The following is a 12681-nucleotide window of genomic DNA, read 5'->3' as shown; positions in this document are numbered from 1 at the left end:
GATAATAGTTGTAGGAAAAGAGTTAGAATAATATGAAAAATAACTGTGTATTGAAACAATTAAACTACCTCACATCTTCTCGGACAGCGATTGCAAGGGAGCAAAAGCAATTTATAAAAATTGCTTTTGCTGTACATCTTTCCGCAGTAATTTCTGCGGAAAGATACCGAAGCGGCAGCGGAGCCCTGAAAAGCGCGGTGCTGTATTTTGTTTTCTTCATGATAATAATAAACAAAATGCAGCAGTCCGCCAAAACAAAACTATTACTAAACAGCCCCACTGACATGCCTTTTGGAAATAGGTGGAGCAGATACAAGGAGCCTAGTAAAAATAAAGCGGAGGCGTATCGGGTATACGTCGAGGACACTTTTTTGCCGTGCGACGCAGGAGGTGCCCGCATATTTTCAAAAGATGATGAACAGGCACAAAGAGTCTACATCAAATACGGAAACGGAGTAGAAACAAGATACAAATACGATGAAAAGCGGCGCTGGCTCGATACAATAGAAACCAAAAACGTACAAACCCAAGACGTCTTCCAAAAAATAAAATACTCATTCGACCCTGTCGGAAATGTATTAGGCTATGCAAACGACGCAACTACCTACGAAACACAACAAACATATTCTTACGACAGCTTGTACCAGCTGATATGCGTAGAAGGAACAAGCAACCAATACAAGGGTAAAAAGAGCTTCGGTATGACACCGGTAAGTGTTGCAAAATATAAACAAACCTTCAGCTTTGACAATATAGGTAACATGACCAATAAGCTAAGCACCACAAACATACCCGGCTCTCAAGGGAACTCGTATCCCAAAGCTGAACTTGACTACTCGCTTCAATACGAGTATGACCCTGCCTATGCACACCGTTTAATAAAAGCAGGCAACCGTTATTACCGCTATGACGCAAACGGCAACATAACGGCAGAAAAAGACGGGCCCTTTACCGATGAAGAAGAATTTACCTTTACCTACTCCTATTTTGAAGAAGATGATGTCTACGGCACCGACTACGGCTTCGGGCTTGACGCTCCTAAAGAAACGGAACAATCAAACCCGCAAGACCTATTTGCTTACAGGCGCAACTACACCTGGAACGAGCGCAACCTCTTAACCAAATCGAGTGACCGCAACTACACAGTACACTACCGCTATGGCGAAGACGGACAGAGGGCTCTTAAATACACCGATGAGGGCCGAAGCGAAACGCTTTACTTCAATAATTTCTTTACGATACACATACCAACACAAGACCAAAACAACCCTCAAGGGTTAAGGGTGCACAAACACATATTTGTAGGGAATTCAAGATTAGTAACCGCCATGACCCACACGGATAACCAAGGCGACAACGATGAACAAAAGGCAAAGAGATACTACTACCACAGCGATCACCTTGGAAGTGCGCAATTTGTAACAGATTGGCGAGGTAAACAATACGAGCATATAGAATATACACCCTACGGAGAATTGTGGGTAGAAGAAGTTGCTGCAGGGTTGGATAAGTTACCGTTTAGATTTACGGGTAAGGAGCTTGACGAAGAAACGGGGCTGTACTATTATGGAGCGAGGTATCTTGATCCGAAGTATTCGAGGTGGCTGTCAGGTGATCCGGCGTTAAATGATTATATTTCCAAAGATTATGATGGAGCTTCTGGGGGCATTTATAATACAGTTAATCTAAATGTATATCACTATAGTGGAAATAATCCGATCAGATATTCAGACCCCGACGGAAAAGATTGGCTTGACTGGGTTCAAGGAGGTCTTGATGCTATAGGTCTTATTCCCGGCGTTGGAGAATTCGCTGATGGAATAAACGGTGTTATCTCTTTAGGTCGTGGAGATTATGTAAGTGCTGGACTTAGCTTTGCATCTATGATACCTATCATTGGTGATGCCGTTGGTAAAGGCGGTAAAGCAACTAAACAACTTGTCAAGCACAGTGATGAAATTGTTGGTCTTACAAAGCAAGTTGTTAAGAATAGTGATAATATAGCGACTGGTATTTCAAAAGCTATAAACAGAGTTGACGATGTTTATGATGTTACGAAGGCTGTTACAAAATCTGACAATACAATAAAAAATATTTATAAATCAATAAAAGATGCTCCAAAATATCCTAAAGGATTTCAAGCAATTCGAGGTCAAACACTGGTGAATAAAGTAAATAACGGTAAGTTACTAGATAACTTACGCAAAGTTGAACCAGGTAACTGGAAAAAGGTATTTAAGAATGGTTATGATAAGGCAGGAAATAAAATTTCTATACATTACTTTGAAAGTGAATCCAAAAAAGTTTTCGATGTAAAAGTTATAGATGGATGGAGCACGAGATAATTAAGTAATTTATGCTTAAGGAGACTTATAAAAATGAAAATAACAGAAATAACTAATGAAAAGTATGATGAGAAAATGTTTTTAGTTATTATACTAGGAACACTTGAAGCTGTCATTAACAAAAAGATAACCATAAATGAAGTTAATTCCATCCTCCCAGTGGGTATGCATAAAAAATATAAATTTAATAAGAAAATAAATGATTTGTTAATAGAGTGTCATTACATAGAAGATTTTGAATCGCTACTTCCTAATGAATTGGAATCTCAATTACATGAATTAAAAGAACAAGCCTTATTGCTGTTATCCGAATATAATGAGTATTCTAATGTGCGTTGGCTAACTATGGGTATTCAAGATGGATTTTAATAATAAGAAAAGGGATGTAAAAAATGATTCTGTAAAATAAATTGTGTAACCGATTGAAATATGATATTATATGAGAAAAAAAGCTTAGAGGTAAAATTAAGAACTAATTGATAAACAGTTCACATAAAAGAAAAAACTATGAAAGTAAAACTTAGCATTTATTTACAACCCAACTATCTCACTCGGACAGCGATTGTAAGGGAGCAAAAGCAATTTATACAAATTGCTTTTGCTGTACATCTTTCCGCAGTAATTTCTGCGGAAAGACACCGAAGCGATAGCGGAGCCCTGAAAAGCGCGATGCCGGTATTTGTGTACCTTTGCATAGTATTGATAGTACACAAATACCGGCAGTCCGCCGCTCAAAGCTGCTTACGCGAAAGCTTATTACTAAACAACCCCACAGACAGGACTTTTGAAAATAGGTGGAGCAGATACAAGGAGCCTAGTAAAAATAAAGCGGAGGCGTATCGGGTATACGTCGAGCATTTATTTTTGCGTAGCGACGCAGGAGATGCCCGCATATTTTCAAAAGAGGAAGACGTATACGGCACAGACTACGGCTTCGGCCTTGACGCCCCGAAAGAAACCGATCAAACAAACCCGCAAGACCTCTTTGCTTATAGAAGAAATTATACCTGGAATGAACGGAATTTACTGACTAAATCGAGTGACCGAAACTTTACCGTACACTACCGCTATGGAGACGACGGACAGAGAGCACTTAAATACACAGACGAGGGGCGAAGCGAAACCTTATACTTTAATAACTTCTTTACGATACACATACCGACGCAAGACCAAAACAACCCTCAAGGCTTAAGAGTACACAAACACATATTTGTAGGTAACTCACGGCTTGTAACCGCTATGACCCACACAGATAATAGTGGAGACAACGATGAACAAAAAGCAAAGCGTTACTACTACCACAGCGATCATTTAGGAAGCGCACAATTCGTAACAGATTGGCGAGGTAAACAATATGAACACATAGAGTACACACCCTACGGCGAACTCTGGATAGAAGAGGTAGCTGCAGGATTAGATAAACTTCCCTTTAGATTTACAGGAAAAGAGCTTGACGAAGAAACGGGGCTTTACTATTATGGAGCGAGGTACCTTGACCCGAAATACAGTAGGTGGCTGTCAGGCGACCCTGCACTTAATGATTACATACCAAAAGCTCCAATCAACGATGAGGCTAAAAAGCATAATGAAAACTTGCCGGGAATGGGAGGGGTATGCAACACGGTAAACTTACATGTGTATCACTATGCGGGAAATAACCCGGTTAAGTATGTGGATCCGGATGGACGGGATATAATCAATTTTATTAAAGGATGGTTTAATTATAATCTAAATAAAGCAATTTATTCAATGAATCGATTAGATTATCCATTAAATCCTCAATTTGAAATGGCAAATGAGGTTTTAGCTAAAATTGATCAAATGGTAAAGAGCGGATATAGCATATATATTGAAACGCTGCAATTTGCAAGTGAAAATTCTGGAACTGCTACATTGCTCTTCCTAGCTATTGGACAGCCTGAATTGGCGGCAATTACGGGAACTATTGGTACTGCTGCTGATATACTGCTGGGCTTTGATGACCTTTTTAATGGTAATTATATCAAAGGATGTGTTGGTATTGTTGGAAGTATTAGTTTACGTTTTGTTGGTTCCGGAACTGATAAGTTATTGAGTAAATTAGGCAACTCAATAAATATAAAAATAGGTAAAAATGGTTTGTATTATATGAAAGGACGAAAGGGTGCACTAAAGACTATAGATGGCTTAAGAAAGCAATTATATAAAGATTTTGTAGAAGGGTATTTTGGTGAGGCAATCGCTCCAGAGTTGGCATCGCAAGTTGTAGATAAAGTGATAGACGAAATCTCTAATCTAATGCAGGAGAATAAAATTGATGAATAGAAAGATAGCGGATATTTTTTTTAATATAGGCGGTATAATTATCTTTGTATCTTTTTTAATATTATTCTATAGCAGAACATTTAAAATTTATATTATGATATTTGTATTTTTAGGTACAGGCTGTATTATACCAAGTTTTTATTTTACTTGGAAAGATAAATATTATCGTGGAGATGAAAGTGCATATGCATTTTCATATTTTATAAGCGGGTGTCTATGTTTTATAGCTGAGTTAATCTGGATTATATATATTTTTTTTAAATAAATTGAGTATCATGGAGATTATAATGATAAATAAGATTAAAAATAAATGGTCATTTTTTTTGATATTTGCTATAGCTGCAATAATAACATCATGGTTGTTATATACTAAGGTTTCTGATTTGTATAAATTTAATATGAAAATTAAATTGATTTTAAAACAAAATAAGAGAGTTGAAGCTGTTGTTATTGAAAAGCATCGTATAATGATGAGGGCGGGTTATATATATTGGTTTAAAACGGATCAGGGGATTAAATATTATGCTAGGTTATCAAAATTTTTTAACTATCCTGATGTTGGAGACAAGTTAGTAATATTGATAGCAGATGATATAAAGTTATGTTTAATAGATGATATAAAATATAAGCAGATTTCAGGCTATAAATATTATTTATTTTACAGTATTAGTATTTTAGGACTTTCTTTTGTCTTTTCGATGTTTATGCTTATAATACTTATTTTAGATATGTCCGGTAAAATTTAAGATGAATAGATATTATGAATTTTTATTTTAATTGTAGGCAATTAAACCATCTCCTTTCTCGGACAGCGATTGAAGCAAAAATCCTTTTTGCGGTTTGTGTAATCAAAAAGCAAGCTCTGACCGGAGGGAAGAGCTTTGCCTGTGAAGATAAATACAGCAAAAAGATTGGAGCGGCATTGGTGCAGCAAGCCGATAGGCGCAGCTTCGAAGCAAGCGCGGTGCCTGCACTTGTGTACTTTTACATAATTATGATAGTACACAAGTGTCAGCAGTCCGCCGCTCAAAGCTGCTTAGGCACCTTTGAGCTTCGAGTTTTGCCATTCGGCAAAACATCGGGGGGTAAGCTTTTAGATTTGTTAAATAACCCCACTGACAGGACTTTTGAAAATAGGCGGAGCAGATACAAGGAGTTAGGCAAAAAAGTACCGCAGGCGTATCGGGTATACGTCGAGGACACTTTTTTGCCGTGCGACGCAGGAGATGCCCGCATATTTTCAAAAGAGGAGACAGGGCTGTATTACTATGGAGCGCGTTACCTTGATCCGAAGTATAGTAGGTGGTTAAGCGGTGATCCGGCGTTGAATGATTATATACCCAAGGCACCGATAAATGATGAAGCTAAGAAGCATAATGAGAACTTGCCCGGAATGGGAGGGGTGTTTAATACCGTCAATCTTCATGTGTATCATTATGCAGGGAATAATCCGGTGAAGTATACTGATCCGGATGGAGAAGAAATAATACTAGTTAGCGGTTTTGACTTAGCATATCATAATTATATGGGAAAGAAATGGGATATTGATGGAGTGTATGCATTTGAATTAAATGAATTAGATAAAACTTTTATTGGTCAGGTATTTTCACTGTTTGGATATGATAATGGTATGAAGTTAATTGGAAAGGTTGAATATAGCCATAATCGGTACGGTGATAGATACCATGTGGTAGATCAAGATACCGGAGAAGTTATAGGTTCTTTATATTATGATTTAGGTAGGTCTCATGCAAAAAATAGGGATAGGTGGAATATGGGTAAATTTTTAGTAAATGCTGGACTAGATGCTCTTACTGTAGGAGGAATTGCTAAAGGTGTTATAAAAGAAGGGACTAAAAAAGCAGGAGAGGTAGTTTTAAAAAATTTACGACCAACTACTTTAAGTATTACTATTTCACTTGGATCTAGTGAAAAAAAATCATCCTTTTGGGCTGGAGTAAAGGACTTTTTAAAAGGTCTCATTCCTTTTAAAGGGACGTATGATGCTGCAAAAAAAACAATAAATGAAAGTGGAGATATTTATTATATCACTAATGAAGAATTATTAAAGAGGTTAAAATGAATACACAATTAATCCGTCAACTCTTATCAACCATTTCATTTATCTTATGTGGTATATGTTTCATAGTAGCTGTTGTAATTCGATTTTATATTTATAACAGGCTTATTGAGGACGGAACAATGGGAAAATGGTGGATGTCAGTTGAATGGGACTATATGAAAGCTTATCCTGAAGATATAAGAATTTTGGTGATTTACATATTATGTTGTATTGGTTTTCTTCTGTTTCTTGGTATTGGAGGTGCTTTGCAGTGAGTTCTAAGGTCTTGTCATAAATAGTTGTATAAATAACTAAAATCATGCCTTGCATAAAGAATAAAAAATTAGAAAATGTGGAGATAAAATATTAATTGATAAACTGGTTAGCACAAGAGAAAATTATTATGAAAACAAAACTTTACTTTTATTCACAGCCCAACTATCTCTTTCGGACAGCGATTGAAAGGGAGCAAAAGCAATTTATAAAAATTGCTTTTGCTGTACATCTTTCCGCAGTAATTTCTGCGGAAAGATACCGAAGCGATAGCGGAGCCCTGAAAAGCGCGGTGCTGACACTTGTGTACTTTTACATAATTATGATAGTGCACAAGTGTCAGCAGTCCGCCAAAAGAAAGTTATTATTAAATAAAAACAACTTATCGAAGGTTTTTCCGCTTACGGTAGGAAGCGGAAAAACAATGGCTTTTGAAAATAGGCGAGGTAAGTACAAGGAGTTAGGCAAAAAAGTACCGCAGGCGTATCGGGTATACGTTGAGGACACTTTTTTGCCGTGCGACGCAGTAATTGCCCGCATATTTTCAAAAGAAATGACGCACACCGACAACCAAGGCGATAAAGACGAACAAAAAGCAAAGCGTTACTACTACCACAGCGATCATTTAGGAAGCGCACAATTCGTAACAGATTGGAAAGGCAGGCAATACGAACACATTGAATACACACCCTACGGAGAATTGTGGATTGAAGAGGTAGCTGCAGGATTGGATAAACTGCCGTTCAGGTTTACAGGGAAAGAGCTGGATGAGGAGACAGGACTGTACTATTACGGAGCGCGGTACTTAGATCCGAAATATTCGAGGTGGTTGAGTGGGGATCCTGCATTAGGTGAGTATATATCTAATCCACAAAGATCAACTTCGGGTGGAATTTATAATACAATTAATTTAAATGTTTATCATTATGGAATGAATAATCCTCTTAGATATGTTGATCCTGATGGGTGGGATAACTATTTAATAATTGCTTGTTTCCAAGGTGGAGGTAATGAGAATGTTGGAACTACATTTATTGATGCCGCTAATACTCGAAAAAATGATATTGAAAAGAGCTCTTCATTTAATGCAAAAACTGATACTATTAATGTTGTAAGTATTGATAGTATTGAGGAGTTAAAAGATCTTTTAGCATCTGGTAATATTGACCAACTGGATGTATTTTCGCATGGAGGGGAAAGGCATCTTGTTATTGGTTCTGGTGAAGGAAAAGGAAAACGTGAATTGCTGTATGAGGGTGATTTAAATTCTATGAATCGGGATGCTTTTAATGATGGTGCAAGGATTAATTTTTTTGGTTGTAAAACTGCATCAGAAAGTAGTTTAAATTTTCTCCAGAAATTTTTTGGAAAAAGAACTATTGCAGACTCTTTTGCACAATATTTTAAAGGGGTAACGGTAACAGGTTTTACTGGGGGAGCTTTAGCAGCCCCAATGCCTAATGCAAAACCTGATCCTAGCTTTGTTCATAAAAAAGGCGATCCTGTATGGTTTATAACTTGGGGCAGTATAAGGACATACAAATATGAGAAATAAAAATATGATTTTTGCTGGGTGTATTCTGTGTGCGTGCTTGTTCGGTATAGTAATATTAATAAGCACTGATGCCTATATAGATTTTCTATTTAGTATGGCATGTGGAGGAAATGATAAAGAACTATTGAGTGTTAATACTCATAATATTGAAAATGTTGATTTTTGGTATAAACAGTTGTATAAAAAAGGTAAAAAAATAAATGGATTTTTAAAAGGGAAAAAATATAGCAATGAATATACATCTTATATTTTTAGGGGAAGAAGATTGAAAAAGAGAGAAGTCGCTTTGTTTATGTATAGTGATATAAATGGCAATTGTGAGGGATTTTAAGATAGGATTAATTATGCTAGATTTTATTAGTATACGTCTGGCTAAGTGTGAAACTTTAGCAAAATACTGTAACCATAAGCATTGTAGGTGGTTAAGTGAAGACCCGGCGTTAAACGATTATATCCCCAAAGCTCCTGTAAATGACGAAGCGAAGAAACACAATGAAAACTTACCCGGAATGGGCGGTATATACAATACGATAAATTTACATGTGTATCATTACTCAAATAATAACCCTATTAGGTATCTAGATCCAGATGGAAGAGCAGCTGGAGATTTATTTGACACTATGGATGCAGTAGCGGAAGATTTTGGAAAAACATACAATGATGATTCTATAAGAAACAATGTTGAATATGGTACAACGTTATATAAAAATAAGGATGGAAAATATTATTATTCCGTTCCAAATATAGGTGATAATGAAAGCGTTATAAGCTATACAGAACCTTTAGATCCAAACGACGAAGAGAGCGGAAGAGTTCATACCCATGCTGCGTATGATCCTGATTATAAGAACAATCAATTTTCTAATATTGAGGGTGACAATGGTGAAATGATAGGTGATATACCAAATGCTAAAAAGCTTAATCTTCCAAGTTATCTAGCTACGCCAAATGGTTCTCTGAGAAAATACACCCCATCTTCAGATACTGATATTTTAATTAGAACGGATATGCCGTCAGATCCAAAGGATCCGGATAGACTAAATAAAATTAATGTAAATATACAAAAAGATGATCTTTATAACAAATGAGATATAGGATGGAAATATATGAATACAAAGAAAACTTTATTTGTTTTTATTTTTTTTGTTTTAGGTGTTATGTATGCAAAAGATGAGCGTAAAATGGAATATGATGCATATCTTAAAACTGAAATACTTGCTGAAAGAGCAAATGGTTTTGTTGCAACCAAAGAAATGGCTATCAAGCTGGCAGAGATTTACCTAATTGATATCTATGGTGAACGTGTAAAAACTAAATTCCCCTTGAAAGCAATTTTAAAAGATGAAATATGGTATGTAATTGGTAGCTTGCCCACTGGTTATGATGGCGGAGTTCCAGTTATAAAAATTTCAAAACTGTCAGGAGCCGTATTAGGATATATCCATTTTAAATAAGTGTTAAGATAAAAGTGAAAAAATTGAATGAATAGGTGAATTTACAAACAGCTAGGATAAAAACTATGACCCCAAAACTTTACATTTATTCACACTTTAACCATCTCAACCCTCGGACAGCGATTGTAAGGGAGCAAAAGCAATTTATACAAATTGCTTTTGCTGTACATCTTTCCGCAGTAATTTCTGCGGAAAGATACCGAAGCGATAGCGGAGCCCTGAAAAGCGCGATGCCGGTATTTGTGTACCTCTGCATAGTATTGTATAGTACACAAATACCGGCAGTCCGCCGCTCAAAGCTGCTTACGCGAAAGCTTATTACTAAACAACCCCACAGACAGGACTTTTGAAAATAGGTGGAGCAGATACAAGGAGCCTAGTAAAAATAAAGCGGAGGCGTATCGGGTATACGTCGAGCATTTATTTTTGCGTAGCGACGCAGGAGATGCCCGCATATTTTCAAAAGAGATGACGCATACGGAAAACCAAGGCGACAACGACGAACAAAAGGCAAAGAGATACTACTACCACAGCGATCACCTTGGAAGCGCACAATTTGTAACTGACTGGAGGGATAAACAATATGAGCATATAGAGTACACACCGTATGGCGAACTTTGGATTGAAGAAGTTGCAGCAGGGTTGGACAAGTTACCGTTTAGATTTACGGGTAAGGAGCTTGATGAGGAAACCGGACTGTACTATTATGGTGCTAGATATCTTGATCCTAAGTATAGTAGGTGGTTGTCAGGGGATCCGGCACTGGGTGAGTATATTCCGCAAGCTCCGGTAAATGACGAAGCTAAAAAGCACAATGAAAACCTGCCGGGCATGGGAGGCGTGTTTAATGTTGTAAACTTGCATGTGTATCATTATGCTGGAAATAATCCTGTTAAGTATACTGATCCGGATGGTAGAGAAACTAAGCAGTCTGGTAAAGGCACTATTGATGAACCCTTTATTCAAATAACTGTAACTAATGCAGAAACTGATGCATATAAGTATACTACTACTATAAATTATACAAGTTATATGGATAATGGAAAGATTTTTGAACAGTATTCCATCAATTCTTCTTTTTTGATTAAGGATACTGAAGCCGGTACAAAATTGGCTAATGACATGAATGTAGGAATAGATATGGGTTATACTTTAATTTCATCCATATTAATTGCTTTTACAATGAAACAAATTGATGGCAATAATATAGCGAAAATTATAAATGGTATTTTGGCAGGAATTAGTTCATATACAGGTTCTAAATATGTGTTTAAATATGAATCAGGAATGAAAATAGAAACAAATACAGAGTTAGAAGTTGTAAGTGATAGTTCTGGTGTGATAAATTCTGGGAATCGAACTACCAATGTATATAAACGTGAAAGAGAAGATAGTGATGGTAAGCCAATTATTACATGTACGGAAAATTTAAATTATTGATGAGGTATTTATGGAAATATTGTTAGTTCTAATAAATTGTAGTTTATTGATTTTTACTTTTTTTTTCTTAGGTAGATGGTTAATACGTCCGTTTAATAAAAAATACTTGTATATATATGATCCTGATACAGATTTCAGAGAGCGAATATATAAAATTAAAGAAATTTCTGAATTTATTTTGAGATTCATAGCATGTTATTTAATTGTTTCTTTAGGAACCAAATTAATAACATATGTTTGTATGATAATTTTAGGATTTATTTCTGGGCTTTTGATTGAAGAAGATAGAGGAAAAAAGAAAAAAGGTTGGTTTTAGAATTATGAAATTCAATTGCAATTGGAAATTACCCATCAACTTCATTTCTCAGTCCGCCAAAAGAAAGTTATTACTAAACAACCCCACAGACAGGACTTTTGAAAATAGGCGGAGCAGATACAAGGAGTTAGGCAAAAAAGTACCGCAGGCGTATCGGGTATACGTCGAGGACACTTTTTTGCCGTGCGACGCAGGAGATGCCCGCATATTTTCAAAAGAGGAGACAGGGCTGTATTACTATGGAGCGAGGTATCTTGACCCGAAGTATAGTAGGTGGTTGAGCGGGGATCCGGCACTAAATGATTATATACCAAACTCAGGTGAAAATACTGATAAACTTCCGAATGGAGGAGTTTATAACATAATTAACTTGCATGTTTTTAGTTATGGCAATAATAACCCTGTAAAATATAATGATCCATCAGGGGAGATTCCTATTGATACAATTTGGGACGCAGTTAATGTAGGTATCGATCTTATCCGTATGGGAGTTGCAAAAATACAAGGTGATGATGAAGGGTTTAAAAGTGCTGCTATTGATTTAGGATTGGATGCAGCTGCCCTTTCTATTCCGTATTTACCTGCGGGGATATCAAAAATTAAGTCCGGAGCTAAATTAACTGTAACAATTGCTCAAGCAGGTAAGGGAATTTATGATTCGGGAAAAGATTTTTATCATGGTGATATAGCCGGCGGTTTTTTAACTTTGGCTTCAACGGGTGTCGGAGTTACGGGAAGTTTTATGAATATGAAGCTGGATACCGATATTGCAGCTGCATTAAAAAGAAAAGATTTGGTTCCGGATACAATGAAGATAGATTGTATACTCGATGTTTGTAGATCTAATACTAAAAAAGGTTTTATATCTGCAGCAGCAACCGGTATGAAAAGCACATCCTCTGCTTATACAGCATATAAGTTTGAAAGTAAAT

At 36.4% G+C, this 12681-nt stretch carries 10 protein-coding genes and 4 pseudogenes; all 14 read left to right on the top strand.

Annotated features, from left to right (window positions below; all coding sequences use genetic code 11):
• The first annotated feature begins 32 nt into the window (after positions 1–32).
• Positions 33–2345 carry an RHS repeat-associated core domain-containing protein gene (locus E4O04_RS10415; RefSeq protein ID WP_253707803.1) on the top strand — a complete coding sequence of 771 codons (2313 nt, stop codon included), beginning with the start codon at positions 33–35 and terminating at the stop codon, positions 2343–2345.
• Positions 2346–2378: 33 nt separating this feature from the next.
• A complete protein-coding gene (locus E4O04_RS10410) occupies positions 2379–2714 on the top strand; it encodes a DUF3969 family protein (RefSeq protein WP_253707801.1) in 336 nt (111 codons plus the stop codon).
• A 138-nt stretch (positions 2715–2852) separates the two neighbouring features.
• Positions 2853–4649, top strand: coding sequence for an RHS repeat domain-containing protein (locus tag E4O04_RS10405; protein ID WP_253707799.1), 1797 nt, complete (start codon positions 2853–2855; stop codon positions 4647–4649).
• 287 nt (positions 4650–4936) lie between these two features.
• Positions 4937–5395, top strand: a complete 459-nt coding sequence (locus E4O04_RS10400) for a hypothetical protein (protein WP_253707796.1) — start codon at positions 4937–4939, stop codon at positions 5393–5395.
• A 500-nt stretch (positions 5396–5895) separates the two neighbouring features.
• Positions 5896–6147, top strand: a pseudogene (locus E4O04_RS14200) (RHS repeat-associated core domain-containing protein); the annotation flags it as partial.
• 581 nt (positions 6148–6728) lie between these two features.
• The gene (locus E4O04_RS10390; RefSeq protein ID WP_253687458.1) at positions 6729–6986 is read left to right on the top strand and encodes a hypothetical protein; all 258 of its coding nucleotides are present in this window, start codon (positions 6729–6731) and stop codon (positions 6984–6986) included.
• A 551-nt stretch (positions 6987–7537) separates the two neighbouring features.
• Positions 7538–7951 (top strand): annotated as a pseudogene (locus E4O04_RS14195) (RHS repeat-associated core domain-containing protein); the annotation flags it as partial.
• 15 nt (positions 7952–7966) lie between these two features.
• Complete coding sequence (locus E4O04_RS14190) at positions 7967–8539, top strand: DUF4347 domain-containing protein (protein WP_371922295.1); 573 nt, start codon at positions 7967–7969, stop codon at positions 8537–8539.
• Positions 8529–8870, top strand: a complete 342-nt coding sequence (locus E4O04_RS10375) for a hypothetical protein (protein WP_253707792.1) — start codon at positions 8529–8531, stop codon at positions 8868–8870. Before E4O04_RS14190 ends, E4O04_RS10375 begins: the two co-directional genes overlap by 11 nt.
• A 76-nt stretch (positions 8871–8946) precedes the next feature.
• Positions 8947–9627 (top strand): annotated as a pseudogene (locus tag E4O04_RS10370) (DUF4329 domain-containing protein); the annotation flags it as partial.
• Positions 9628–9645: 18 nt separating this feature from the next.
• On the top strand, positions 9646–9993 hold the full coding sequence (locus E4O04_RS10365) for an NTF2 fold immunity protein (protein ID WP_253707788.1): 348 nt from the start codon (positions 9646–9648) through the stop codon (positions 9991–9993).
• Positions 9994–10419: 426 nt separating this feature from the next.
• Positions 10420–11433 (top strand): RHS repeat domain-containing protein, encoded by a 1014-nt coding sequence (locus E4O04_RS10360; protein ID WP_253707786.1) that lies wholly within the window; start codon positions 10420–10422, stop codon positions 11431–11433.
• Positions 11434–11443: 10 nt separating this feature from the next.
• Positions 11444–11749: a hypothetical protein gene (locus tag E4O04_RS10355; protein WP_253692052.1), complete on the top strand. Its 306-nt coding sequence runs from the start codon at positions 11444–11446 to the stop codon at positions 11747–11749.
• Positions 11750–11798: 49 nt separating this feature from the next.
• A pseudogene (locus E4O04_RS14185) lies at positions 11799–12179 on the top strand (RHS repeat-associated core domain-containing protein); the annotation flags it as partial.
• Positions 12180–12681 lie beyond the last annotated feature (502 nt).

It is taken from the genome of Treponema sp. OMZ 799, assembly GCF_024181365.1.
GTDB lineage: Bacteria > Spirochaetota > Spirochaetia > Treponematales > Treponemataceae > Treponema_B.
The sequence above is the reverse complement of the archived record's forward strand: the minus strand, read 5'-3'. Positions and strand labels throughout refer to the sequence as shown.